At 71.0% G+C, this 25038-nt stretch carries 19 protein-coding genes; 10 read left to right on the top strand and 9 right to left on the bottom strand.

Annotated features, from left to right (window positions below; genetic code table 11):
• Positions 1-73: 73 nt before the first annotated feature.
• The 5 genes from sseA to ASG52_RS24760 all read left to right on the top strand — a co-directional run bounded on the left by sseA (position 74) and on the right by ASG52_RS24760 (position 6940).
• The gene (gene sseA, locus ASG52_RS24780; protein WP_056249345.1) at positions 74-925 is read left to right on the top strand and encodes a 3-mercaptopyruvate sulfurtransferase; all 852 of its coding nucleotides are present in this window, start codon (positions 74-76) and stop codon (positions 923-925) included.
• Positions 926-1191: 266 nt separating this feature from the next.
• Positions 1192-2901 (top strand): heparinase II/III family protein, encoded by a 1710-nt coding sequence (locus tag ASG52_RS24775; RefSeq protein WP_056249342.1) that lies wholly within the window; start codon positions 1192-1194, stop codon positions 2899-2901.
• A gap of 109 nt (positions 2902-3010) precedes the next feature.
• Positions 3011-4609: a bifunctional phosphoribosylaminoimidazolecarboxamide formyltransferase/IMP cyclohydrolase gene (purH, locus tag ASG52_RS24770; protein ID WP_056249338.1), complete on the top strand. Its 1599-nt coding sequence runs from the start codon at positions 3011-3013 to the stop codon at positions 4607-4609.
• 444 nt (positions 4610-5053) lie between these two features.
• Positions 5054-5974, top strand: coding sequence for a ferritin-like domain-containing protein (locus ASG52_RS24765; RefSeq protein ID WP_286159162.1), 921 nt, complete (start codon positions 5054-5056; stop codon positions 5972-5974).
• 69 nt (positions 5975-6043) lie between these two features.
• Positions 6044-6940, top strand: a complete 897-nt coding sequence (locus ASG52_RS24760) for an outer membrane protein (protein WP_056249332.1) — start codon at positions 6044-6046, stop codon at positions 6938-6940.
• 131 nt (positions 6941-7071) lie between these two features.
• Here ASG52_RS24760 and ASG52_RS24755 read toward each other — a convergent pair whose 3' ends face one another.
• Both ASG52_RS24755 and ASG52_RS24750 read right to left on the bottom strand, forming a co-directional pair.
• Positions 7072-8541, bottom strand: coding sequence for a hypothetical protein (locus ASG52_RS24755; protein WP_056249330.1), 1470 nt, complete (start codon positions 8539-8541; stop codon positions 7072-7074).
• A gap of 181 nt (positions 8542-8722) precedes the next feature.
• A complete protein-coding gene (locus tag ASG52_RS24750) occupies positions 8723-9346 on the bottom strand; it encodes a Pr6Pr family membrane protein (protein WP_056249931.1) in 624 nt (207 codons plus the stop codon).
• Positions 9347-9457: 111 nt separating this feature from the next.
• On the opposite strand from ASG52_RS24750, the gene ASG52_RS24745 reads away from it, so the two are divergent.
• Positions 9458-10249 carry a hypothetical protein gene (locus ASG52_RS24745; RefSeq protein WP_056249327.1) on the top strand — a complete coding sequence of 264 codons (792 nt, stop codon included), beginning with the start codon at positions 9458-9460 and terminating at the stop codon, positions 10247-10249.
• 1 nt (position 10250) lies between these two features.
• On the opposite strand, the gene ASG52_RS24740 is transcribed toward ASG52_RS24745, so the two are convergent.
• On the bottom strand, positions 10251-11642 hold the full coding sequence (locus ASG52_RS24740) for a deoxyribodipyrimidine photo-lyase (RefSeq protein ID WP_056249324.1): 1392 nt from the start codon (positions 11640-11642) through the stop codon (positions 10251-10253).
• A gap of 461 nt (positions 11643-12103) precedes the next feature.
• Positions 12104-13201, bottom strand: a complete 1098-nt coding sequence (locus tag ASG52_RS24735) for a TRAP transporter substrate-binding protein (protein WP_056249321.1) — start codon at positions 13199-13201, stop codon at positions 12104-12106.
• Between the two features lie 114 nt (positions 13202-13315).
• Between ASG52_RS24735 and ASG52_RS24730 the strand changes: the two genes are divergently transcribed.
• Positions 13316-13891, top strand: a complete 576-nt coding sequence (locus tag ASG52_RS24730) for a tyrosine phosphatase family protein (RefSeq protein ID WP_056249318.1) — start codon at positions 13316-13318, stop codon at positions 13889-13891.
• 8 nt (positions 13892-13899) lie between these two features.
• Here ASG52_RS24730 and ASG52_RS24725 read toward each other — a convergent pair whose 3' ends face one another.
• The 4 genes from ASG52_RS24725 to ASG52_RS24710 form a co-directional block, all read right to left on the bottom strand.
• Positions 13900-15015 (bottom strand): branched-chain amino acid ABC transporter substrate-binding protein, encoded by a 1116-nt coding sequence (locus ASG52_RS24725; protein WP_056249316.1) that lies wholly within the window; start codon positions 15013-15015, stop codon positions 13900-13902.
• A gap of 221 nt (positions 15016-15236) precedes the next feature.
• Complete coding sequence (locus ASG52_RS24720; protein ID WP_056249928.1) at positions 15237-16421, bottom strand: polysaccharide biosynthesis/export family protein; 1185 nt, start codon at positions 16419-16421, stop codon at positions 15237-15239.
• Between the two features lie 167 nt (positions 16422-16588).
• Positions 16589-18169 (bottom strand): LTA synthase family protein, encoded by a 1581-nt coding sequence (locus tag ASG52_RS24715; RefSeq protein WP_056249313.1) that lies wholly within the window; start codon positions 18167-18169, stop codon positions 16589-16591.
• Positions 18166-20097 (bottom strand): capsular polysaccharide export protein, LipB/KpsS family, encoded by a 1932-nt coding sequence (locus tag ASG52_RS24710; RefSeq protein WP_056249311.1) that lies wholly within the window; start codon positions 20095-20097, stop codon positions 18166-18168. Before ASG52_RS24710 ends, ASG52_RS24715 begins: the two co-directional genes overlap by 4 nt.
• Before the next feature lie 397 nt (positions 20098-20494).
• Between ASG52_RS24710 and ASG52_RS24705 the strand changes: the two genes are divergently transcribed.
• The 3 genes from ASG52_RS24705 to ASG52_RS24695 are packed head-to-tail and all read left to right on the top strand — an operon-like array spanning position 20495 to position 23465.
• Complete coding sequence (locus tag ASG52_RS24705) at positions 20495-21802, top strand: capsule polysaccharide biogenesis protein (RefSeq protein WP_056249308.1); 1308 nt, start codon at positions 20495-20497, stop codon at positions 21800-21802.
• Between the two features lie 47 nt (positions 21803-21849).
• Entirely contained in the window at positions 21850-22620 is a 771-nt protein-coding gene (locus tag ASG52_RS24700) for an SDR family NAD(P)-dependent oxidoreductase (protein ID WP_056249305.1), read from the top strand.
• Positions 22617-23465 carry a methionyl-tRNA formyltransferase gene (locus tag ASG52_RS24695; protein ID WP_056249302.1) on the top strand — a complete coding sequence of 283 codons (849 nt, stop codon included), beginning with the start codon at positions 22617-22619 and terminating at the stop codon, positions 23463-23465. The genes ASG52_RS24700 and ASG52_RS24695 overlap by 4 nt, the downstream gene beginning before the upstream one ends.
• Here the strand turns inward: ASG52_RS24695 and ASG52_RS24690 are convergent.
• On the bottom strand, positions 23454-24734 hold the full coding sequence (locus ASG52_RS24690) for an O-acetylhomoserine aminocarboxypropyltransferase (protein ID WP_056249300.1): 1281 nt from the start codon (positions 24732-24734) through the stop codon (positions 23454-23456). The genes ASG52_RS24695 and ASG52_RS24690 overlap by 12 nt on opposite strands.
• Between the last annotated feature and the right edge of the window lie 304 nt (positions 24735-25038).

The raw sequence follows: 25038 nt of genomic DNA, 5'->3' as shown, positions 1-25038 counted from the left end.
CCCGGTCCTGCGGGCGTTGGCCGAGGGACGTCCACGGGGACGCTCACGCGTTCGTGGGCAAGCGAGGACCATCATGGCGGAATCGCCCTTCGTCACGCCGGACTGGCTGCACCAACGCCTGAGCGCGCCCGACATCGTCGTGCTCGACGCCTCATGGTACCTGCCGGCGCAGGGGCGCGACGCCGAGGCCGAGTACCGCGCCGCCCACGTTCCGGGCGCGATCCGCTTCGACCTCGACGCGATGAGCGACACCGATTCGCCCCTGCCGCACATGCTGCCGCGACCGGAGGTGTTCGCGTCGCGGATGCGGGGGCTCGGCGTCGGCGACGGGGCCCAGGTCGTGGTCTACGACGGGATGGGCCTGTTTTCGGCGCCGCGGGTGCGCTGGATGCTGCGCACCTACGGCATGCGCGACGTGGTGCTGCTCGAAGGCGGCCTGCCGGCCTGGGTCGCGGTGGGCTACCCCACCGAGGAGGGCGAGGGCCGCCCGCGCGACCGGCGCCACTTTACCGCCCGGCTCGACGGCGGCGCGGTCGCCGACGCGAACGATGTCGCCCGCGCGCTGGCGAACGGCTCGGCGCAACTGGTGGACGCCCGCTCCGGCCCGCGCTTCCGCGGCGAGGAGGCCGAGCCGCGCCCCGGCGTGCGACCCGGCCACATGCCGGGTGCGAGGAACCTCCACTACGCCGCGCTCCAGGCCAATGGCCGCCTGCGGGACGAGGCCTCGTTGCGTGCCGCCATGGCCGAGGCCGGCGTCGATCTCGACAAGCCGGTCATCACCACCTGCGGCTCGGGCGTGACCGCGGCGATCGTCTCGCTGGCGCTCGAAACCCTCGGTCGTCCGCCGCGGGCCCTCTACGACGGCTCGTGGTCCGAATGGGGTTCGGACCAGACGCGGCCGGTGGAGACCGGGCCGGCGCGCTGATTTTTCGCGAGTGAGGCACGGGTCCCCGCCTGCTTGTGGGGAGGGGCGGGTTGGGGGTGCCTCAGAAGGCACCGCCTCGCTCGATCCTGAACGACCCCACCTCCAACTCTTCCCCACAAGGGGGAGGAGCGCGCCCGTCTGCGGCGCGACATAGCCTTAACGACCAGTTAAGAGGCGGCGCTTAAGCTCGGCCGTGAGCCGGGGCATGCGATCGGCAGCCCGCGGCGGCGATGGGCCGCCCGCGGCAGCGAGTGGGAGGGGACGGCTTGGCCAGACGGCCCCAACGCTGGCAGCTCTATCGCTTGGTCGGCCAGGAAATCCGGCGCGGCGCCCGCAACCGGTTCGGCCGGCTGGCGAAGCGGCCCGAGATCCTCACCCGCGCCCGCGTGACCGGCCTCGTCATCGCCCCGCACGACCTGCGCACCAGCGACGCCTCGCTCGCCGACGACATCTATGCCGGGCTGTTCGTGTTCGCCGGCCGCTCGCTGGTGGTGAGCGGGCGCTCGCCGTTCGACTACGATCCCCCCTCTCCCGAGTGGGCCGACGCGCTCTACGGCTTCGGCTGGCTGCGCCACCTGCGCGCCGCCGACACCGCGCTCGCCCGCGCCAACGCCCGCGCCTTCGTCTCGGACTTCATGAGCGGCCGAGGCGACGCCGCCCGCGCCCGTCCGGTGCCGGTGGCGACACGGCGGATGATCGCATTCCTGTGCCAGTCGCCGCTGGTGCTGGAGGGTGCCGACCACGCCTTCTACCAAGCCTTCCTCAAGAGCATCGGCCGCGGCGCGCGCGAACTCGAAATCTCGCTGCGCCGCTCGGCCCCGCCGCAATCGCGCCTGCTCGCGGCGGTGGCGCTGACCTATGCCGGCCTGTGCTGCGAGGGCATCGAGGCGATCCTGCGCCGGGCCACCCGCATCCTCGTGCGCGAACTCGACCGGCAGATCCTGCCCGATGGCGGCCACCGCTCCCGCGATCCGCGCTTCGCCATGGAGCTGCTGCTCGACCTCCTGCCGCTGCGCCAGAGCTTCCTCAGCCGCAGCGTCGATCCGCCGGAGGCACTGCTGCGCGCCGTCGATCGGATGCTGCCGGCGCTGCGCCTGCTGCGCCACGGCGACGCCTCGCTCAGCCACTTCAACGGCATGGGCGTCACCGCCGCCGACCATCTCGCGACGCTGCTCGTCTACGACGGGGCCGGCACCGAGCCGCTGATGTACGCGCCCCATTCCGGCTACGCCCGGCTTGAGACCGGCCGCGTCGTCGTGGCCTGCGATGTCGGCGCGGCCCCGCCGCTGTCGCAGGCGCGCAATGCCGGTGCCGGCTGCCTCTCGTTCGAGCTGTCGAGCGGGGCACAGCGCATCGTCGTCAATTGCGGCATGCCGGCGAGCGGGGACGAGCTGCGCCGGATGGCCCGCAGCACCGCCGCCCACTCCACCGCGACGGTGGCCGACACCTCCTCCTGCCGCTTCCTCGGCGAGTCAGCGGGCCCCTGGGGCGCCCGGCTCGCCACGGCGTGGCTGCTGAAGCGGCGCGGGCCCGTGGTGCTGAGCGGCCCCGGCCCCGTCACGGTCGAGCGCCGGACCGAACCGGGCGCCTCGGTGCTGGCGGCCCGGCACGACGGGTATCTCGCCGATTTCGGCGTGATCCACGAGCGGCGCTGGACCCTCTCCTCCGCCCCGGAATGCCTGGAGGGCGAGGACGCCTTCCTGCGCGAAGGCCGCCACTCCGGGCGCGCCCGCGAAGTCGCGGTGCGCTTCCATCTCCACACCTCGGTGACGGCCAGAGCCGAGCCCGAGGGGGGGATCACGCTCTGGCTGACGACCGGCGAGACGTGGCTCTTCACGGCGGACGGCGCGCGCCTTGCCATCGAGGAGAGCGTCTACTTCGCGGGCGTGGTCGGCGCGCGGCGCACGGCGCAGATCGTGCTCCACCTGACGGTGGCGGAGGAAGCGCGGGTGCGCTGGCGGATCGAGCGGATCTGAAAAAGAACAAACCGGTGGAGCCGTCGCCGCTTGCCGCGGTGCAACTGGCCGCCCGGCCCGCATCCATGCTACCGCGCGCAAAATTCCTTCTGCGACACGGACGACCGACATGCCGCGCGACCACATCCGGGTGAACCGCGCCCTCCTTTCCGTCTCGGACAAGGCCGGGCTCGTGGACTTCGCCACGGCGCTCGCCGGCCTCGGCGTCGAGTTGGTCTCCACGGGCGGCACCCACCGGACGCTGTCGGAGGCGGGGCTCACCGTCACCGAGGTCTCCGAGGTGACGCGCTTCCCCGAGATGATGGACGGGCGGGTGAAGACCTTGCACCCGGCCGTCCACGGCGGCCTGCTGGCGGTGCGCGACAACCCCGAGCATCAGGCGGCGCTCGCCGCCCACGGCATCGGCGCGATCGACCTTCTGGTCGTCAACCTCTACCCGTTCGAGGAGACGCTGAAGGCGGGGCGTGCCTACGACGACTGCGTCGAGAACATCGATGTCGGCGGCCCGGCGATGATCCGCGCGGCGGCCAAGAACCACGCCGATGTCGGCGTCGTGGTCGATGTCGCCGATTACGCGGCACTGCTGGATGAGCTGCGCGGCAACGACGGTGCCCTCACCGCCGCGACCCGGCGGCGCCTCGCGCAGAAAGCGTTCTCGCGCACCGCGAGCTACGACGCGGCCATCGCCAATTGGCTCGCCGGAGTCGAGGCCTCGGACGCGGCCCCCGAATTCCGGGCGCTGGGCGGGCGCCTCGGCCAGAGCCTGCGCTATGGCGAGAACCCGCACCAGACGGCCTCGTTCTATCGCCTGCCCGGCACGCTCCGCCCCGGCATCGCCACCGCGCGGCAGGTGCAGGGTAAGGAACTGTCCTACAACAACCTCAACGACACCGACGCGGCCTATGAATGCGTCGCCGAGTTCGATCCGGCCCGCTCGGCGGCGGTCGCGATCATTAAGCACGCCAACCCCTGCGGCGTGGCGGAAGGCGACGACCTCCTCGCAGCCTACGAGCGAGCGCTCGCCTGCGATCCGACCTCGGCTTTCGGCGGCATCGTCGCCCTCAACCGCCCGCTCGACGCCGAGGCCGCGAAAAAGATCGTCGAGATCTTCACCGAGGTCATCATCGCCCCCGATGCGTCCGAGGAAGCGCGTGCGATCGTCGGCGCCAAGAAGAACCTGCGGCTGCTGCTGGCCGGCGGCCTGCCAGACCCGCGGGCGCGGGGCGAGACCGTCCGCACCGTGGCGGGCGGCTTCCTCGTGCAGGGCCGCGACGCCCTGACGGTGGACGACATGGACCTGCGGGTCGTCACCAAGCGCCAGCCGACGGAATCCGAACTCGCCGACATGCGCTTCGCCTATCGGGTCGCCAAGCACGTGAAGTCGAACGCCATCGTCTATGCCAAGGGCGGGGCCACCGTCGGCATCGGCGCCGGACAGATGTCGCGGGTCGATTCCTCGATCACCGCCGCCCGGAAGGCGGCGGAAGCCGCGGAGCGCCTCGGCCTGCCGGAGAGCCTCGCCAAGGGCTCGGCGGTCGCCTCCGACGCGTTCTTTCCCTTTGCCGACGGCCTGCTCGCGGCGGCAGACGCCGGCGCCACCGCCGTGATCCAGCCCGGCGGCTCCATGCGAGACGACGACGTGATCCGGGCCGCCGACGAGGCCGGGCTCGCCATGGTGTTCACCGGCGTGCGCCACTTCCGGCACTGACGGCCGGCGGAGCGCCGGCCTCCTTACCAACTCATTCCCCCATCCCGAAACGCCTGCGCGAGCGGGCGTCGCAGGAGGGCTCCCGATCGCGCGCGATTCCTGGAGTTCTCCTGCGCGGCCGACGCTTGCGCGCCGACACGTCACGATGAGCGCACGGGCAGGAGGTCCTTTGAACGCCGCGCCGACATGCACGAAGAATCGCCCCGGATCGAACCGATCCGTTCACGAAAACGTGTATTTGAGGCATGAAACCTTTCGCCGGCAGAGAAGTCGAACCTATCTTTTGAGCGTGAAGACGGTGATTTCCACCGCTGCCTGTGCTTGTTTTGCCACAAGCACGGAGATTGATTGCGCACAGCTCTATTCGCGCGCCATTTGACTTGGCGCGGCCGGCGTGACCGCGCAGGATGCAACCGCAAGCCAATAATGGGCGGGAGCGTCACCGTGGTCCTCAAGTTCCTTCGTGCGGGCGGCAAAGCCGATTCCGCCTCTGCTGCGCCGGCCGGCGTCGATCTCGCCGCCGGGCGGCGTGCCTTCATCCAGAGCGTCGGCCTCGGCGTGGCCGGCTCAGCGCTGGTCGGCTCGGCCGGCTTTACCCCGGCGGCGGCGCAGACCGTCACCGACACCGACATCCTGAACTTCGCCCTCAACCTCGAATACCTTGAGGCCGAGTTCTACCTGCGCGCCGCCACCGGCCGCGGCCTGACCGATGCGGAAGTCACCGGCACCGGCACGCTCGGCGCCGTCACCGGCGGCCGTCAGGTGAACTTCGCCACCGCCGCGATCCGCAACTACGCCGTCGAGATCGCCAGCGAGGAGCGCATCCACGTCCAGTTCCTGCGCAGCGCGCTCGGCACCGCCCGCGTCGCACGTCCGGCGATCAACCTGACGACCTCGTTCACTGCCGCCGCCCAGGCCGCGGGCCTGATCACGGCGGGCCAGACCTTCGACGCCTTCGCCGACGAGACCAACTTCCTGCTCGCGTCCTACATCTTCGAGGATGTCGGCGTGTCGGCCTATCTCGGCGCCGCCCCGCTCATCTCCAACAAGTCGATCCTGGCGGCGGCCGGCGGCATCCTCGCCGCGGAGGCCTACCACGCCGGCACGATTCGCACGGTGCTCTACAGCCGCGGCCTCTACACCCCGGCGCTCAAGATCTCGGACGCCCGCGATTCGCTCGACGGCTCGACCGACCTCGACCAGGGCATCGGCACCGCGAGCATCGCCAACATCTCGCTGACGAACCCGGCCAACGGCCAGGCATTCGCCCGCACGACGAGCCAGGTGCTCAACATCGTCTACCTGAACCCGTCGAAGCGCCCCGGCGGCTTCTTCCCGGCCGGCCTCAACGGCACGATCCGCTAGTCGTCGATCCGGGGCGGCCCCGCCGCCCCGGCCCGGAACGTGCCCTCGAACAAAGGTTGGGTCTCGCTCATGCTCAAGAAGTTTCTGCTCGCGGGGGGCGCGTCCCTGCTGGCGCTCGGTACGGCCCAGGCCGCCGACCTGCCGCGCCGCGCCGCGCCGCCGCCCGTGTTCACCCCCGTCCCCGTCTTCACCTGGACCGGCTTCTATGCCGGCTTCAACGCCGGCTACGTCTGGAGCGACCGCCAGCGTCAGGTGGCGACGGGCCTGATCGTCGATCCGATCCCGTCCGCCGACTACCTCGCGGCGCTCGGCTCCGGCACCAGCCGCGGCAACTCCGGCGGGTTCACCGGCGGCGGTCAGATCGGCTACAATGTTCAGTTTACGCCGGGCTCGGGGATCGTCGTCGGCGTCGAGGCCGATGCCGCCTACACCGACCTGCAGCGCCGCACGACCTCGATGGCGACGATCGTCGGCTTCCCCGGCTTCCCCGGCGTCAACGACGTGGAACTGGCGAGCGCGACCCGCAGCGAGCTGTCCTTCCTCGGGACCGTGCGCGGCCGGATCGGCTACGCCTTCGACCGGTTCTTGGTCTACGGCACCGGCGGCTTCGCCTACGGACAGGCGAAATACTCGTCGGTGCTCAACATCGGCAACACCCTCGGCGGCGTCACCACCTTCCCGACCGCCAGCGTCACCGGCGGCTACGACGACTTCCTGACCGGCTATGCCTATGGCGGCGGCATCGAGGCGGCGCTGCCGACCGACAACTTCCTCAACTTCTTCCGGTCGAGCGCGGTGACGTTCAAGGTCGAGTACCTGCACTTCGATCTCGGCAGCCGCAACGTGATCGGCTCCTACGACATCGTCCCGGCCTCCGGCACGACCGTCGCCGCGACGCAGACGCGGGTGCGCACCGAGGGCGACCTCATCCGCGCCGGCATCAACTACAAGTTCGGCTCGTACTGAGCCGAAACGCATGACGGCGTAAGGGCGCCCGGCTTCACCGCCGGGCGCCTTTTTCGTTTGCGGGTTCGTGGATTGAGGCTTGGCCGATACGAGGGCCATCCCCTCCCCTTATGGCGACAGAGCGTCCGAACCTACGGCGTTTTGGCCCGCACGCTCCACGTCGCCCAAAAGACCGGGCGGCCGTAGAGCGAGGAGGCGTCGCCGCCGTCGGCGCGGGGCGCGCGGCGATCGAGCCACGTCAGGAAGCCGGCCTTGTCGGAGTAGATGCCGGGGGTCTCGAGGTTGCCGTAGCGGTCGGTCATCCAGCCGAAGCCGTCGCGGGTGACGCGACCGAGGGCGTCGCCGCCGGAACGCAGGCCAAGATAGGCGGTGGAATGACCCGCCGCGACCGGATCGGCGAACAGCGTCAGCGCGCTGATGCTGCCGGGCGAGAGGTCGGCGGTGTAGTGCAGGCAGATGTCGGCGATCGGCCCGCCCGAGACCGTCACCGGCCGCGAGCAGGAATAGGCGACCGCCCAGCGGTCCATGCCGCGGGCCTTGGCGACCCGCACCAGGGTGTCGGCGGGCAGCCCTTCGAGCAGGGTCACCGGCGCCGACCACGTGCGCTCGGCGAGCGGATCGCGGCTGGTGCGCAGGTAGAGGCCCATGCGCCGCTTCCCGACCGGGGCACCGCAATCGGCGGGCAGCACGTCGGTGTAGAAGTAGTGGTAGGTGCGATCGACCATGCTGATCGAGCCGGACAGGCCGCGGGCTTCGAAGCCCGGCGCGGCGCAATGGCCGGTGATCGCCTTGCCGGTCTCGTCGAGGACGGGCGCGGGCTTCGGCATGCTTTCCGCGCGGCGGCTCGTGCGGCGGCGTCCCCGCCCCTCCTCCGCCTGCGGCGGCCCGCCGAACGGCATCCAGGCGGTGCCGGGCTCGGCCTCGGTGCGCAGGTCGAGCCCCTGGAAGTCGTAGGTGCGGGCCTGGACGAGGACGCGGCGGTGGCCGCCTTCCACCGGCTCGGTCGCCGTGGTGAGGATCGCGTAATAGGGGTCGCCCGCCCAATCGCGCCCGGCCACCATCATGGCGCTGCCGGAGGCATCGCCCTCGTTCACCGCGGGCCGCGGCTTGAACGTCATTTTGCCCTGATCCCGCGCCTCCCGCGCCTCGCGCCGGGCTTCGCGACGGGCGCGCCGGCTCTCGCGGCTGTTGCGGCGGGATTTCTTACGTGCCTGCGCGGGGGCGGCGCCCTCGGTGGCGGCGCCGACGAAGCGGGGCTCGGCCTGCGGCAGGATCGTGGCGAGCGCCTCGACCTGCCGGCCGATCCGCACCGAGCCGCCGGCCGCCGGATCGTCGGCCTGGAGGTCGGCGGGGCAGGCCTCCTCAGCCCGGCGCCCGTCCTTCCGGGGCGGCTCGCCGCGGTAGATCACCTGCAACGGACCCGGCGGGCCGGAATCCTTCAGGCGCAGGATCTGCACGTCGTGGACGAAGCGGCAGGCCGGGGGGAGCGCGTAGACGCCCTCGGCCTCGTCGTCGGAGCGGCAGATCTCCAGCGCGCCGCCGCCGGTCGTGTAGCAGGAGGCGGCCCCCTTCGGCGCCGCCCCGGCGGGCCCGGACAGCATCGCGACGGCAAACGCCGCAGCGCCGTGCCAGACGGAAGCGGACGGACCGCGCGTGCGGATGAGGGAGGGGGTGGGCAAGCTGGACCGGAGCACGGCGCTGAAACTAGGGCATGGCGCCCGCGAAGGAAGGCGCGCGACCGGCTCGGAAAGTCACAAGATCGGCAAAGCGTTGCACGGCGGACTACCGAGATTCGGCGCGCCGGGACGCGAGCGCCCGGTCGAGGGCGACGATGCCGCCGCCGACGAGGAGAAAGGCCGCAGCGATTGCCGCCGCATAGGCGAGCACCGGCCCCCAGCCGATCCGGCCGGCATCGAGGAACGGATAGGGATAGCGCGCCTCGAGGGTGCCGCGCAGGAGCGCGTAGCCGAGATAGGCCAGCGGGTAGCAGGCCCAGAGCAGCGGATCGCGCCAGCCGAGCCGCCCCTTCGGCAGGAAGGCGAGCCAGAACAGCGGCACCAGCACCGGCACGGTCTGATGCAGCAGGATGTCGGCGACGAGATCGCCGCCCTGCCGCGGCTTGAGGCCGTGCAGCAGCAGCCGCTGGACGATCCCGACGAGCAGCGTCGCCAGCGCGGTGCCGGCGACCAGCCACGAGGTCGCGAATGTTGGGCGCCCGAGCGCGATCCCGGCGAAGACGACGCTCACGAGGAGGCCGGTGAAGTTGGTGAAATAGGCGAGCATGATCCAAGCCGCCTTCAGGCCCGAGCCGGTGCGACCGTTGACGGCCCAGAAGCCCGCCGCCACGCCGAGGGCGGCGCAGAGCGCGATGAGCGCGGCGGCGAGGCGGGTTTTCGGGGGAAGCATCGTCACGGCCGGTTTACCGCAAAAGAGAATGCCGCATCTGGCGCGGCTCGGCGACTCGGTGATGACGGTGCGATCCTTGACAGCGAGGCCCCATAACGGCCGTGTCCCCGCGTGCTCCTCGATATCCTCCGCTACCTCGCGACGCCCGCCCCCGCCGCCCAGCGGCGGCTCGGCTACCTGCGCGACAGCATCTGGCTGCAGTCGCGGGCGAACCGCTGCCGGGCGGCCTGGGCGCCGCATCTCGCCGCGAGCCGGGCGGTGATCAAGGAATCGATCCGCCTCTGCGAGCGGCGGGACACCGCGGTCGTGTTGGGCTCCGGCCTCCTCGACGACGTGCCACTGGTCGAACTCACAAAAGAATTTCGCCGGGTGGTGCTGGTCGATGCGGTGCATCCCCTGGCCACGCGGCGCGCCGTCCGCGACTGCCCCAACGTCGAACTGCTGACCGAGGACCTGAGCGGCGCCATGGGGCTCCTGACCGGCGCGGCCCCCGAGCTCGATCCGCGCCTGCCGCCGGTCTGCGCCGAGGCGGAGACCGGGCTGGTGATCTCGGCCAACCTCCTGTCGCAACTGCCGATCCGCCCGGTCGCCCGGCTGGAGGGGTCGCGTCGCCCGGTCGGCACGTGGACGCGGGACGACGGCGACGCCTTCGGGCGACGGATCGTCGAGGGGCATCTCGCGGCGCTGGCGACGCTGAGCGCAAATGTCTGCCTCCTCACCGATCTCGACGAGGAGGAGGCCGACCGCGACGGGCGGGTCCACGCGCGCCACGACCTGCTCTACGGCGTGCGGCTGGCCAAGCCCGACCGGTCGTGGATCTGGGAACTCGCCCCCTTCGGCGAGGCCGCCCGCGGCCGGCGCCTACTCCACCGCGTCGCGGGGTTCTGGGATTGGCGACCGTAGTTCAGCCCTTCTCGGCCTCGCACAGACGCGTCACCGCCCGCTCATAGGCCTTGGCGTCGAACTTTTTCAGGGAATTCTCGCTCTGGTAGCGCACGCTGCCAAAGATCTTGCGGGTCTGCCAGGGGCGGTCGTGCAGGCCGTAGACCCAGGCGACGTTGGTGAAGGAATTCGCGTCGCGCCCGTCGAGGAAGTAGCGGTTGTTGAGCCGCAGCGTGACCGCAAAGCCTTCGGCGGGCGTGGGCGACCATTCGAGAATCTTCTTGCCCCAGTACATGCGCAACTGGTTGTGCATGTAGCCGGTCTCGCGCATCTCGCGCATCGCCACGTTCCAGTAATGGTCGTGGGTCTTGCCCTCGGCCAGTTCCTCTTCCGAATAAAGTTTTGGGCGCGGGTCGTCGGCGTGCTCACTGAGCGTCTTCTTCGCCCAATCCGGCAGGGCGGTCTCGTAGGCATCGTAGCCCTCGGTGTGGAACACGTGGTTCATCGCGAGTTCGCGCCGGACGATCAGCTCTTCGAGATAGGCCGAGCGGTCGTCGGCATCGCCGACCTTCGCGGCGCGGATCGCGAGCCCGATCTCGACCGGCGAGATCATCCCGAAATGCAGATAGGGGCTCATGTGGGAGGCAGCCCCCGCCTCCGGCTTGTTGCGGCCCGCGCCGTAGCCCTCGAACGCCGCCTTCAGGAAGTCCTTGAGGCGGCGCGAGGCCTCGCCGTGCCCGCCGCGGAAGCGCTTCACCGGGCCGACGACCGTATCGAGGGTAAGCTTTTTCAGGAGTTTTTCCGGGTCGCACACGTCGAGCCCGCCTTTGAGCTTGAGCCCTTCCGCCGACTTCGCCACCTTGCGCGGCTTCAGTTCCTCCAAGAACTCGTCGAAGCGCTTGTTGAGCTTCGGCCGGAGCGTGCGGGCGGCGTATTCGTGCTTGGTGGAAGCGGTCTCGATCGGCACCACCACGTCGCCCTCGACCTGAACCACGCAGCACGCGGCCCCCTTCTCGATCTCGGCATACCAACGCCGCTGGATCGTGAGATAGCCGCGGTCGAGCACCAGCAGGGCGGCGCGCTTGGACAGATCGAGGGCGATGTCCGAGGGCGTGCCCCGGCGCAGCAGGAAGGCGATGCCGCGCTTCTCCAGAGCGTCGGCCACCTCGCTGAGGCCCTGAAGCATGAAGGCGTAGTGCCGGGCGTTGGCCTCGGGGAATCCGTTGGCGCCGTCGAGCAGCCCGAAGCCAACCAGCACCGGCAGGCCGAGGGCGCCTGCCTTCTCCACCGCGAATTCGAGCGCCGGGTTGAAGGCGGCGCGCTGCGATTGCTGCATCAGGTAGAGCACGTAATCCGCGCCCTCGCGGGGCGGCTCGTCCCGCAAGGTCCGGATGCGCGCGGATTGAATCGCCATGAGTCGTGCGGTCCCGGACCGGGCCGAGTGATTCGGGGCGGGCCTGCCCGGACGGCCGCTGCCGCGACGAATGCGCCAGCCGGGCGAAGGTTGCCCACGCGGACCGACGCGGCGGTGGACGGGGCCGGCGGCGGGCGCCGCGAGGCAGCGAAATCGCGAGCCGGCTCAACCGGATGACGAAATTCGAGACCTGCCGTCTATTCCGTTCGGGCGAGCGAAACCTTGGGAAACCGGCCCGAATGGGCCTGCGACATTTCGGATACAGGCCGGATCGATGTGCGCCCGAACACCCTTGGAAACGACTATTGCAGGCCGGGCCGCTTGAAAAAATCCGGGGAGAGCGCAGTTTGTGCATTGCGGGAGCGCGGACGGCGTCCTCGGTCCCGCTGCCCTCCTTGGGCGTTTCCTCCCTAGACTTCGGGCCGCCTCGCAAGGGCGGCTTTTTTTTGCCTGGAGCCCAATCACCCACGCGCGCGGGCGCGGATCATGAAGTTGTCGTAGGTGTATTCCGCTACCTGGAACCAGAGGTATTCCTCGTTGCGGAAGGTGCGCAGGGCCTCGTAGATGCGCTTGAAGTCCGGGTTCTTGGACGAGAGGTCGGCGTAGACCTCGTTCGCCGCCTTCCAGGCAGCCTCCATCACGTCCTGCGGGAACGGACGAAGCTGCGCGCCGCCGGAGACGAGCCGGCGCAGGGCCTGCGGGTTGCGCGCGTCGTAGCGGGCCTGGACTTCCTGGTTCACCTGCGCGGCGGCGCCCCGAAGGATCGCCTGATAGGTTTTGGGCAGGGCCTTCCAGGCCTCGCCGTTGATCCAGAAGTGCAGCAGCGCGCCGCCCTCCCAGAAGCCCGGATAATGGTAGATCGGCGCGACCTTCTGCAGGCCGAGCCGCTCGTCGTCGTGCGGGCCGATCCACTCGGCGGCGTCCAGCGCCCGGCTTTCCAGGCCCGAGTAGATGTCGGGGCCGGGCGTGGCCTGCACCGCGGCGCCGAGCTTGGCCATCACCGTGGCGCCGAGCCCGGTGACCCGCAGCTTGAGCCCCTGGAGATCGGCGACGGTCTTGATCTCCTTGCGGAACCAACCGCCCATCTGCGCGCCGGTATTGCCGCCGGGCAATGCCGTCAGCCCTTGCTTGGCGAAGATTTCGGAGAACAGCTCGGCCGCGCCGCCCTGGAGCCACCACGCGTTCTGACCGCGCGCGTTCAGCCCGAACGGCATCGCGGCGGCGAGCGCGAAGGCGGGGTTCTTGGCCATCCCCAGCGTCGCGGGGGCGTGGCCCATCTCGACCTTGGCGCCCGACACCGCGTCGAGCAGCCCATCGGCTGGGACGGTCTCGCCCGCGGCCGAGACCTGAATCTGGAAGCGCCCGTCGGTCGCCTCGGAAACTGAGCGCGAAAAGCTCTCGGCAGCGCCGAACAGGATGTCGAGGTTGCGGGCGAAACCCGAGGCGAGACGCCATCGCAGTTCCGGGGCGCCTTGCTGCGCCTGTGCCGGGGCACCGATCGCCGCGGCGCCGAGGCCGGCGGCGAGGAGCGCGCGCCGGGGCAGGATCGGCTGGGGCATCGTGTCGTCCGGCCTCGCATCCCGGCAGCAGGGTTCGCCGCCAAGCTGCCATACACGCGGGGGGACGGGCGGGGAAGCATCGCCTCCCAAGCCGTCTCGTGATAGAGCCGCACCGTGCTCAGCGAAAACCTCCATCTCCACACCGTCTGCGGCCTCGACGAGTTGGTCGAGCACGAGGCGCGGGGCGTCAGCCACGTGCTGTCGATCCTCGATCCCGACCGGGCCGACCCGACCGCCTTCGCGACCTACGGCACCCACCGGCGGATCACGCTGCGTTTCCACGACGCCATCGCGCCGGCGCCGGGCGTCGTCCTGCCGGAGCGGCAGGACATGGAGACGATCCTGGCCTTCGGCCGCGACGCGGCGGCGTCCGACGGGGAGGTCCACATCCTCGTCCATTGCCATGTCGGCATCTCGCGCTCGACGGCGGCGCTGGCGAGCCTGTTCGCGCAGGCCGAGCCGGAGACCCCCGCCGAGACGCTGATCGCCCGCCTGCACGACCAGCGGGAAAAGGCGTGGCCGAACGCCCGGATGATCGCATTCACCGACGACATTTTGGGCCGGGGCGGCAGCTTGAGCGAGGCGGTGCGCCGGCTCCACGCCCTGCAACTGCGCAAGCGCCCGCATCTCGATGCGATCATGCGCGATCTGGGACGCGGGGCGGAGGTGGACGCGGCGTTGCGGGATTAGGCCGCCGCTCAGTTGCCTTTCGCCGGCGTGAAATTCCCGTCGCGCCAGACGTAGAGCACGTAGCCCTGGGCGGTGATGTCGCCCTTGGCGTCGAAGCCGACGGTGCCGAGCACCGTGTCGAAGCGCTCGCTGTGCAGCGTCTTGGCGATCACCGCCGGGTCGGGGCTGTGAGCGAAGTTGCCCGCCGCCACCAGCACTTGGAGCGCGGCATAGCCGTAGATCATCGAGCCGTCGGCCTCGATGCCCTGGCCCTTGAAGCCCGCGACCACGCCCTGCGCCTCGGGCTTGCGGCTCGGATCGAGGTAGAAGGTCATCAGCACGCCGTTGCTGGCTCCGCCCGCGATCTTGGCGAAGTCCGGCGTGGCGATGGCCGAGGTACCGAACCATTGCGGGCGGAAGCCCCGCTCGGCCGAGATCCGCACGAGGCGGCCCATCTCGGAGGCGTCGCCGCCGTAATAGACCACGTCGATGCCAGCAGCCTTCAGCCGGTCGGCGAGGGCCGCGTCGTCGGCGTCGCTCGCTTGGAAGGCGGTGAACACGGTCTCGTTCACGCCGATGCGGTTGAGGTTGTCCTTGGTGGCCGCCGCGAGTTGGCGCGAGGCCGGCGACAGGTCGTTGAGGATCGCGATCTTCCGGTCGCGGTAGCGCTCGGCCAGGATCGCGGCGGAGAGCTTGCCCTGGTCGTCGTCGCGGCCGCAGACGCGGAAGATCGTCGGGAACGAGCGGTCGGTCAGCTTGGCGGCCACCGAGGCCGCGGTGATCATCACGATCCCGTTGGCGGCATAGACCTCGGAGGCGGCGAGCGAGGCGTTCGAGCAGACATGGCCGACGACGAGGCGCACATCGGACTTCACGTAATGGTTGGCGACGGCGACCGCCTGATTCGAGTCGCAGGAATCGTCCTGCACGTCGAGCACGATGGTCTGCCCGTCGAGGCCGCCCCTGGCGTTGGCGTCGCGCGCCGCCGCCTGGACGCCACGCAACACCTGCTCGCCGACCGCGACGTAGGGGCCGGTGCGCGGCACCGCCACGCCGACGGTGATGTCCGCGGCGGCGGGTGCGGCGCCGGACAGGGCGAACCCGGCCAGCAGGGTGCCGAGAGCGAGAAGGCGTCGGACCGTCATGTCGCCTGTTTCCCAGCCACCCGCGCCTTTGCCAAGGTCTATGGGCCCGAAACCTTGCCGCCGTTCAGGACGACGGTCCTGTTTCTCGTTCCGCCCCGCACCGGTCCGACCAAGCGCGAGGACTCCCCGCCCCCATGGAACGATGCGCGCGCGCCGCTGGCAAGTCGGCCTTTCGGACGAACGGGGACAAATCGGGCCGGACGATGGTCCTAACGTTGGATTTACCGTGACAAACGGTAGATCCCGGCGGCGGAGCCGACGGGGCCCGCGACGGTCGAGACCACGCTGAGCACCTTAGCGACTTCCGAGAACGGCGCGCTCGACACGTAGAGCAGGTCGCGGTTTCGCATCCGGAACGTCTGGGTGAGGAACAGGCTCTGCGGGTCGCGCATGTTGACGCGGTAGACCACCGGCACCTGCGGCGAGCCCAACAGCGGCGAGGTCGGCCGGAGACGCCGCACCACACCCGCCGGCTCGTAACGGAAGATGTAGACGCCTTCCGGGTTGGCCTGGGTGTCGCTGAGGCCCGAGGCGCGGGCGAGCGCCTGCGCCATGCTCAGCCCTTCGGCGCCGAACGGGATCTCGGTGGTGTTGCCGACGGCCCCCACCGCGAGGAAGGTCTGCGGATCGCGTACCAGCGTCAGCGTGTCGTTGGCGCGGACAAAAATGTTCTCGCGCGGGTTCGCCACCACCGTGCTCATCGGCACCGTGACGGTGCGCCCGCCCCGCGAGAGCCGCACGAAGGTGTCGGCGACCGAGGTGCGCACGCCGCCGGCCAGAGCTATGACGTCGAGCAGGCGGTCGCCGCGGCCGCTCAGCGGCACGCGCATGCCCGCGGCCGACTCGCCGGTGACGGTGACCGATTGCGACACCGGCCGCGTCACCGAGACCAGCACCTGCGGCTGGATCGCCTTGCCGGCCAGCTCGCTCTCGATCAGCGTCTGGACGTCCTGCGGGCGCCGTCCGGCGACCTTGATGCGGCCGGCATAAGGCACCGAGATCGCGCCGTCGGGGCCGACGACCTGCTCGGGGATCATCGCCGACTTGGAGCCCGCCGAGAAGCGGTCGGCGACCAGCGGCCCGGAGAACAGGCCGCCGGAGCCGGCCTCCCAGACTTGGACGGCAACGCCGTCGCCGACGCCGATCAGCGGCTCGGCGGCGGGTCGGTTGTCGCCGAAGGTGACGAGCAGGCTGTCGAGAGGCCGCGTGCGCAGGGCCTCGACGATGGCGGCATCGATGTCAATGATCTCGTAGCGGGCGAGGACGCCCTCGGCGGTGGCGATGTCGGCGCCGCCATCGATCGCCCGCGCGGTGGGGCCCGCGGTCGGGAGCACCGAGCAGCCCGACACCGCGAGCGCGGCGGCCATCGCCGAGAGCGCGGCGGCGCGCGAAACCGTACGGCTCATGGACATCTCCCAGCGGCACGGGGCGGACCGGCGGGCCGGGTCCTGTCGGCCGAGCATGGCCGGGGAGTCGCTGCGATCCATTTAACGCTGCCTTCCAGCCGACGGCGAACGCGGTCGCCGACGGGCGGTGAGCGCTCGGGCACCTTTACGCCGGCACCCCGATACGGTCACGCTTGACCCTTTAATCCCGGCCGATTTGCGGCCAGTGCGTCCCGCAGGAGACAGCCGAGCTGCGCCGCCGTGAGATCGACCCGGCGGAGTTCAGGATCCGCCAAGCTCTCGGCTTCCCTCCGCTCCGTGCCTCGATGGATGACGGACCCGGCGCCGGTCCCCTCTCCCTGGTGGGGAGGGGTTCGGGGTGGGGGTGGTTCAGCGGGCACCGCCGGGAAGCGGAAGACGGCGTAGTCGGTCGTGACCGGGCCGTCGGGCCGCGGGCGGCATTCGGGCAGCGAGGGGGCGTGGTCGCCGAAGACGCAGAGCGTAGCCCGCCGCCCTTTCAGCCCATCGATCAGCCGCTCGACGGCGCGGCCGGTGCCGGCGGCGTGGTGAGCGTATTGCGCGAGCCCGGCCTCGATGCCGGGCAGGCGACCGGCCGTCCAGGGGCCGTGATTCTCCATGGTGACGGCGAAGACGAAGCGGCGCCCCTCGCCCGCCACCTCCGACAGGATGCGCTCGGCCACCGCCTCGTCGGCGACGTAGGGGCCGATCCGGGGGGCTTCCGAAAATTCCTCCTCCATCACGAGCCGGTCGAAGCCGAGGCGGCCGAACACCCGCGCCCGGTCGAAGAAATCGCGGTGGAAGGGGTGCACGAACGCCGTGGCGAACCCTTTTGAACGCGCGAGCCGGGCGAGGCTCGTCGGCTCGTCGCCCTTAGCCGCGAGGTAGGGATCGTAGCGGCCGAAGCCGAGGCTCTCGGGTTCGCGGCCGGTCAGGACCGCGTGCTCGGTGCGCATGGTGTAGGCACCGTGGGCCGGCACGGCGAGGCGCCCGTACTGCGCGGCCTCCGTCCGGATGCGGTCCATCACCGGGAGCGGCGGGCCGCCGATCCGGGTGGGATCGAGGAAGGATTCGAGCTGGACGACGACGATGATTTCGGCCTCGGGCTCGCCGGGCGGCAGGACCGGCGCGGGCGGGGCGATCTCGAAAAAAACTTCGTCGCGGCGGCGGAGCGCGTAGCCCATCATGGTCGCGACGACGCCGAAGCGGGCGACGTCCGCCGCCAGATCGGGGCGCGGGAAGAGACGCCGCACGAGGGCCCGGCCAGGGGGCGTGCGCAACAGCCCGACGAGCGCGGCGAGTCCCACCGGCAAGGCCGCAACGGCCGCGAGCGCCGGGCTCGTGCCGCCGGGCAAAGCGGTCGGCTCCAGGGCATACCACGCCGCGACCATACCGAATCCGAGGAGCAGCGGCACACTGGCGCGCGGGTCGGCAAGCGAGCGGGTGTAGTAGAGTTCGGGGTGGCGCGGCACCTGCGCCAGCAGGGCGAGATCGCTGAAGACCGGCGGCTCGCCGATGATCCGGCGCTTGAGCCGATCGACGGCGGCCAGAATCGCCACCGTCAGCAGGCAGGAGGCGGCGGCGAGCCAGGGCCGCCACGAGAACTGGAACCAGAACGCCGTCAGCAGGGCGTAACCGAGGCCGCGCACCGCGAGGTCCGCGGGGTGCAGGCTCGGGCGGCGCCCCGCCGACGCCGCCTCGACGGCGAAGGCAGACGCCAGCGCGAGCGCGAGCGGCACCAGCAAGGTCACCGTCCGGGGCCGACGCCGCGGCGGGCGCGCAGGCGCCGCAGGATCGGGTTGAGCAGGGCGTAGCGGGCCCGCATCACCGCATGCGGCAGCGCCTTCAGCGCCAGCGCGTTCGCCGGGGCGTCGGCGCGGGCCTCGGCGAGGCGGTCGAGTAGGTGCTCGGGCGTGCAGGGCTTCATCGCCACCGGATCGAGATAGAGCGGGTAGAGCAGGAGCGCGCCCGCCACCAGTTCGTCGAGGGCGAGGCGACGGCCGCGGTCCGTGCCCGGCGCCAGATCCTCGGTGAGGCCCCAGCCGGCATAGAACGGGCGCCCGTGGGTCGCGACGGTGAGGCCCCGGATCAGCGCCTCGAAGCCCGCGAGCGAGGTCATGGTCTCGACGTGGTGCACGCGGTCGAGGAGATCGACGATCGACAGGCCGGCGACGATGCGGTCGGCGAACCGCAGGGCTTCGGCCTCGGGGATCGCGCCCTGGCGAAACCCCGCCTCCACGTCGGGATGCGGCTTGTAGAGGAGGACGGCGTCCGGGTTGCGGGCGCGCGCCGCCTTCAGGAGCGCGAGGTTGCCGCGTACCTCCGGTGAACCCGTAAGCACCGAGGCGTCGTCCTCGACCTGCCCCGGCACCAGCACGATGCGCCGGCCCTCGGGAAAGTCCGCGCCGCCAGCGGCGAGACCCACATTGTACTTGCTGAGGCGCCGCGCCACGATCGCGGCGCGCAACGCCGCCGCCCGCTCGGTCAGTTCCGGCGGAAAGTCGGTCTCCTTCAGGAGATGGGCGAGCCGACTCTCGACCCGCGGGTCGTAATAGATGCCGCGGTCATCGACCACGATGGAGGCGCCGGGCTTGAGGCTGGCGCCGAGGCCGACGGAGCGCAGAAAGCCGTCCTCGACGCGGGCGAAGGGTAGGCCGGCCTCCGCGCAGAGGCCGGGCAGAGCCTCCGGGCAGCGGGTCGCCCAGGCCCAGACCGCGCCGTCGTGCGCCTGAGCGAGCGCGACCGCCGCGTCGGCCTCCATCGTGTGGAGCGGGCGCCCATTGGGGCCGTCGGCGAAGGCGTCGAGCGCCTCGCGCTTCCAGCCCGAGACGCCGACGAGGACGACGCGCCGCCCGTTGCCGCGGAAGCGAGCGCGCAGCCACGCCACCCGCTCGACCGCCTCGATCAGCGGGATCGGCCGGCGCGTCCAGGGGTCGAAGGCGTGAACGCCCGCGCCGTAGCGAAGCGCCAGCGAGCCTTCCGCCTCCATCGGAACCGGCCCGAGCGCCGGATCGGTCACGAAGGCAGGCAAGCCCGAGAGATGCGCCTCGCACGCCGCGGCCGTGGACGCGACGTGGATGCGCGCCGCGAGCGGAAACAGCGCGAACGGATCGACGGGGGCAGCGATCATCACGAGGCGCGAATCGCGCGGCAGGCCGGCGGCCGGGCAGCCGTCCGGCCCGGCGGCGACGAAGCGCTCGTCCGGAAACGCCCGCAGCAGCCGCGCCAGGAAGGCCGGCACGCGACCCGCGGCGGCGAGATCGGGGTCGATCAGAGCGAGCGAGGGCCGGGCCGCGAAGACGCCCTGCGCATCGGAAAAACCTCCGGGGAAGCGGTTGAAACCGTTCAGCCGCGCCCCACTCAAGGAAAGGGCGAGGCCCGGCCGGGGGGCCTCGCCGCCGAGGGGGCGCCCGGCATGGCTCAGGCGCAGGCTGGTGAAGCCGGTGACCGGGGAATCGTAGGGACTGAGCAGCGGCCCCGGCGCGACCCGCAGGGCCGTACTCCGGCCAGCCGGAAAGGCCGCGCCCGGCGTCCACAGGGCCGGCGCGCCGGGCCGGTCGAGGCGCAAGGATGCGCCTGTGCAAGCCTCGACCTCGGCGCGCAGGCGACGCAGCGGGCGGCTCAGCGGCAGGAAGGAGGAGGGCAGCGCGGGTGCCGCGGGAGGGGGCGCATCGGCCATGATGGCCCCGCCTTAGCCCAAGGGGCGACCAGGCGCGAGGCCGTGTTCCATGCTCGCCTCACGCGCCGGCGGCAGCGTCCGCCGCCTTGGGCTGCTCGCTCCGCTAGACGCCTCGGCAAAAGCCGAGGCCGCTGTGCGGGGCGCTCTTCGCGCCCGGCCATACGGCAAGAATTGCGGGAATCATGGGGATGACCGCCCGATTCGACACAAGCGAGCCGCAATCGCCAAGGAAAGAGAAGGCGTTCCGGCCGCGGATGTGGCTGGACGGCCACGGAGATCGTGAATTGTGTTGACGCCCCAGGCACCCGGTTGCGGGAGCCGGGGACGACATGCGAGGCGTCTGTTTCAGATGCCGTCACCCCGCCGCCCGTAGCGATCAGGGACACCGCGCCTCGGAATGACGCAGCCTCGCGCAGACGCTTCCGGCAGCACCGCTGCGACCTTCCTGTTCCTCCAGGGGATCGCGTCTCCGTTCTTTTCCGATCTCGGCCGGGCCCTGCGCGACCGCGGCCACACCGTCCGCCGGATCAACTTCTCGGCCGGCGACTGGCTGTTCTGGCGCCTGCCGTCCGACAATTACCGCGGCAACCGCGAGGGCTGGGACGATTACGTCGAGGCCTACATCCGAACCCATTCGGTCACCGACATCGTGCTGTTCGGCGATTGCCGGCCCTACCATCAGGCGGCGATCCAGATGGCCAAGCCGATGGGCGTGCGCATTCACGTGTTCGAGGAGGGGTACGTGCGCCCCTACTGGATCACCTGCGAGCAGGGCGGCGTGAACGGCAACTCCCCGCTGCCCAAGACCGCGGAAGAAATCCGGGCGATCGCCCGCAAGCTGCCGCAGGCCGGGCGCGCCATGCCGCTGACCGGCGACATGACCCGCCGCAGCATCTGGGACATCGGCTTCAACGTCGCCAATGTCGGCTTCCCCTACCTCTATCCGGGCTTCCGCAGCCACCGGCCGAACCACATCGTGGCCGAATACGGGGGCTGGATCCGGAAGTTCGTCCGCCGCAAGCGCACCCGGCGGCAGGCCGCGCAGGTCGGCGAGAACTACAAGGCGGTCGACGCCGCCTACTTCCTGCTGCCGCTCCAGCTCGACAGCGACTACCAGATCCGCGTCCACTCGCCGTTCCTCGGCGTCGAGGGCTTCATGGACCGGGTGATCGCCTCGTTCGCCCGGCATTCGAGCGCGCCGACGCGGCTCCTGGTAAAGCTGCACCCGCTCGACAGCGGCATCATGAACTGGCGCAAGCGCGCCCGGCAGGCCGCCAAGCGCCACGGCTGCAACGACCGGCTCGACTTCATCGACGGCGGCGACCTGCCCAAGCTGATCGACGGCAGCCGCGGCGTCGTGCTGGTGAACTCGACCGTCGGCATGCTGGCGCTGGAGCGCGGACGGCCGACGCTGGCCTTCGGGCAGGCGGTCTACAACATGCCGGGCCTGACGCATCAGGGCGACATCGACACCTTCTGGACCGCCCCCAAGGCGCCCGACCGGGAGCTGATGGAGGATTTCCGCCGGGTCGTCATGCACCGCACCCAGATCAACGGCGGCTACTTCTCGCCCTCGGCCATCGAGCGGGCGGTCGCCGGCGCGGTGCCGCGGCTGGAGGCGACCCTGCCCCCCGCGGCGCTCGCCGCCGCCCGCGACCGGCGCGAGGGCGAGGAGCGAGCCGGACGGCTCTCACCGGCCTACTGAGAGACGGTGGGCTTTACAGGCCGCGCCCCGCACCCCATCCCGAGTTCATGCCCGTCATCCTCATCACCGGCGCCTCCAGCGGCATCGGCGCCGCCCTGGCGCGGCTCTGCGCGAAGCAAAAGGGCGCGAATCTCGTCCTGACCGGCCGAGACCGCGGGCGGCTCGACGCGGTCGCGGCCGAATGCCGGACGTTCGGGGCTCAGGTTCGCACCGGCCTGTTCGATGTGCGCGCGCGCGACACCGTCGGCGCGTGGCTGCGGGCGATCGACACCGAGAGCCCGCTCGACCTCGTCATCGTCAACGCCGCGGTCAACGGCGGCCACCCGTCCGGCGCGCTGGAGAACGAAGAGACGGCGTTCGAGACCGCCGACATCAACTACGGCGGCGCGCTCAACGTGCTCCTGCCCACCGTCACCCTGATGAGCGCACGCGGACGGGGCCAGATCGCGCTGGTCTCCTCGCTCGCGGCCTACGCGCCGTTGCCGGACGCGCCGGCCTATAGCGGGGCCAAAGCCGCGCTGCTCGCCCACGGGCTGGCGCTGCGGGCGAAGCTGAGGCCGCTCGGCGTGCGCGTCAGCGTGGTGGCGCCGGGCTACGTCAAGACGCCGATGGGCGGCGTCATCAAGGGCTGGCGCCCGCTGGAGATGAGCGCGGACGAAGCCGCCGCCCGCATCCTGCGCGGCCTGGAGCGCGACCGCGACGTGGTCGCCTTCCCCTGGCCGCTGGCGGCGCTCGCCCGCGGGGCGCTGCTGGTGCCCGAACGGGTGCGGTCGTTGGGCCTGCGGGGCCTGCGCTTCCGCAACCGGCCGCGCCGATGAGGGCCGCGCCGCGGCTCGCGATCTTCGCGCTGGAGGCGCTGCCGAACGCCCGCGCACTCCGCCGCTTCATCGCCGATCATTCGCAAAGAATCGCGTTCGTCGGGCTGTCGCACGCGCAGCGCCCCTCGGCCGGCGGGCTCGTTGCGCAGGTGCGGCGGCACCTCGCCCGCTCGGGGCCGCGCTTCCTGCCCTATCTCGCGGTCAATTTCGGCCTGCCCGACCTCGTGAACGGCATCGCAAGCGCGCTTCGGCGCAACGCCCCCCCGGAGGCGACGCCGCTGGCGCCGCTGTGCCGCCGGCTGGGCATCCCGGTGATCCGCGTGGACGACGTCAACGGGCCGGAGGTCGCCGCCGCCTTCGCAGGCCACGCCCCCGACCTAATCGTCTCGTTCCACTTCGACCAGATTTTTTTGGAAACGACCCTGTCGCGCGCCCGGCTCGGCGGGATCAACCTCCACCCGAGCCTGCTACCGCGCCATCGCGGCCCGACGCCGACCCTGCACGCGCTGGCCGACGGCGACCGCGCCTTCGGCGTCACCGTCCACCGGCTCGCCGCCGCGATCGATGCCGGGGCGATCCTGGCGCAAGAGGCGGTGCCGCTCCCGCCCGGCACCAGCGCGACCCGCGCCGCGATGCTGCTGCACGAGCGCGGGCGCGGTTTGCTCGAAGAGACGCTCGCCGAGATCGCCGCGCAGGGCGCGGTCCCAAAGGGCAAAACCGTGCCGGTCCTGCCCTATCGCGGCTTCCCCGACCGGGACCTGCTCGCCCGGATGCACCGTGCGGGCCTGCCTCTCTTGGACCGGAACGACTGGCGGGCCGCGCTCCGTCTTGCGTCAGGACCGTAGGGCCGCGTCGAGGTCCTCGATCAGATCCTGCGGGTCCTCGATGCCGATCGAGAGCCGCACCACCTCGGGGCCGGCGCCGGCGGCGGTCTTCTGCGCGTCGGTGAGCTGGCGGTGGGTGGTCGAGGCCGGGTGGATCACCAGCGAGCGGGTGTCGCCGATATTGGCCAGATGGCTGAAGAGCTGGAGGTTCGAGACGAGCTTCACGCCCGCCTCGTAGCCGCCCTTCAGGCCGAAGGTGAACACCGCGCCCGCGCCCTTGGGCGTATAGCGCTGCGCCAGCGCGTGGTACTTGTCGCTCGTGAGGCCCGGATAGCTCACCCAATCGACGAGATCATGGCCGGCCAGGAAGGTCGCGACCTCGAGCGCATTGTCGGAGTGGCGCTGCATCCGCAGCGGCAGCGTCTCGATGCCGTTGAGGATCAGGAACGCGTTGAACGGCGAGAGCGCCGGCCCGAGATCGCGCAGGGACAGCACGCGCACGGCGATGGCGAAGCCGAAATTCCCAAAAGTTTCGGCCAGCACCATGCCGGCATATTCGGGCCGCGGCTCCGACAGCATCGGATAGCGCGCATCGCCCTGCCACTGGAACGTGCCGCCGTCGACGATCAGCCCGCCGATGGAATTGCCGTGGCCGCCGAGGAACTTGGTGGCGGAGTGGACGACGATGTCGGCGCCGTGCTCGAACGGCTTGATCAGGTACGGCGTCGCCATCGTGTTGTCGACGATGAGCGGGATGTTGTGGCGCTTGGCGATCACGGAGAGCGCCGCGATGTCGGTGATCACGCCGCCGGGATTGGCGATCGACTCACAAAAGATCGCCTTGGTGCGCGGGGTGATGGCGCGCTCGAACGAATCCGGATCGTCGGTGTCGGCCCAGACCACCTGCCAGCCGAAATTCTTGTAGGAATGGTTGAACTGGTTGATCGAGCCGCCGTAGAGCTTGTTGGCTGCGATGAACTCGTCGCCCGGCTGCATCAGCGCGTGCATCGTCAGGAACTCGGCGGCATGGCCCGAGGCCACCGCGAGCGCCGCCGTGCCGCCTTCGAGCGCCGCGATGCGCTCCTCCAGCACCGCGTTGGTCGGGTTGGTGATGCGGGTGTAGATGTTGCCGAAGGCCTGCAGCCCGAACAGCGAGGCGGCGTGATCGACGTCGTCGAACACGAAGCTCGTGGTCTGGTAGATCGGCGTCGCCCGCGCCCCGGTCGCCGGGTCGGGGGTCGCGCCCGCGTGGATCGCGAGGGTGTTGAAGCCGGGCTGGCGGTCGGTCATCGCGAAAACTCCTCTGGGAGCCGCCGTTTACGCCCCCGGTCTCAGGCGGTGCAAGGGTAGACAGCAATTAGGCCCACCGGGGCTGCGCCCGTCGCCGAGGTGACTTCCCCATCCTGCCGCGACCCTGACGATACCGGGGGATCGTCGCCGCACCGCACAGACGGCAAGCGCGGCAGTCTGGACACGTTCGTATCTGGCATGTCAGAGAGCGCGTCGAGGAAATCACGGCAATCCGGTGACCGCGGGTCGCATTGATTGCTGTCGGGCAATGGTGTCTGCCATTGCGTAGTTTCAAATTCGAAAG

Source organism: Methylobacterium sp. Leaf456 (assembly GCF_001425465.1).
Classification (GTDB): domain Bacteria; phylum Pseudomonadota; class Alphaproteobacteria; order Rhizobiales; family Beijerinckiaceae; genus Methylobacterium.
This window is presented reverse-complemented; position numbering and strand designations above follow the sequence as displayed.

Coding starts and splice junctions, on each gene's coding strand:
- sseA (WP_056249345.1), top strand. CDS start 74: ATGGCGGAATCGCCCTTCGTCACGCCGGACTGGCTGCACCAACGCCTG.
- purH (WP_056249338.1), top strand. CDS start 3,011: ATGCCGCGCGACCACATCCGGGTGAACCGCGCCCTCCTTTCCGTCTCG.
- ASG52_RS24760 (WP_056249332.1), top strand. CDS start 6,044: ATGCTCAAGAAGTTTCTGCTCGCGGGGGGCGCGTCCCTGCTGGCGCTC.
- ASG52_RS24755 (WP_056249330.1), bottom strand. CDS start 8,541: ATGCTGTCCGGGCCCGCCGGGGCGGCGCCGAAGGGGGCCGCCTCCTGC.
- ASG52_RS24750 (WP_056249931.1), bottom strand. CDS start 9,346: ATGCTTCCCCCGAAAACCCGCCTCGCCGCCGCGCTCATCGCGCTCTGC.
- ASG52_RS24740 (WP_056249324.1), bottom strand. CDS start 11,642: ATGGCGATTCAATCCGCGCGCATCCGGACCTTGCGGGACGAGCCGCCC.
- ASG52_RS24735 (WP_056249321.1), bottom strand. CDS start 13,201: ATGCCCCAGCCGATCCTGCCCCGGCGCGCGCTCCTCGCCGCCGGCCTC.
- ASG52_RS24725 (WP_056249316.1), bottom strand. CDS start 15,015: ATGACGGTCCGACGCCTTCTCGCTCTCGGCACCCTGCTGGCCGGGTTC.
- ASG52_RS24720 (WP_056249928.1), bottom strand. CDS start 16,421: ATGAGCCGTACGGTTTCGCGCGCCGCCGCGCTCTCGGCGATGGCCGCC.
- ASG52_RS24710 (WP_056249311.1), bottom strand. CDS start 20,097: ATGGCCGATGCGCCCCCTCCCGCGGCACCCGCGCTGCCCTCCTCCTTC.
- ASG52_RS24705 (WP_056249308.1), top strand. CDS start 20,495: ATGACGCAGCCTCGCGCAGACGCTTCCGGCAGCACCGCTGCGACCTTC.
- ASG52_RS24700 (WP_056249305.1), top strand. CDS start 21,850: ATGCCCGTCATCCTCATCACCGGCGCCTCCAGCGGCATCGGCGCCGCC.
- ASG52_RS24695 (WP_056249302.1), top strand. CDS start 22,617: ATGAGGGCCGCGCCGCGGCTCGCGATCTTCGCGCTGGAGGCGCTGCCG.
- ASG52_RS24690 (WP_056249300.1), bottom strand. CDS start 24,734: ATGACCGACCGCCAGCCCGGCTTCAACACCCTCGCGATCCACGCGGGC.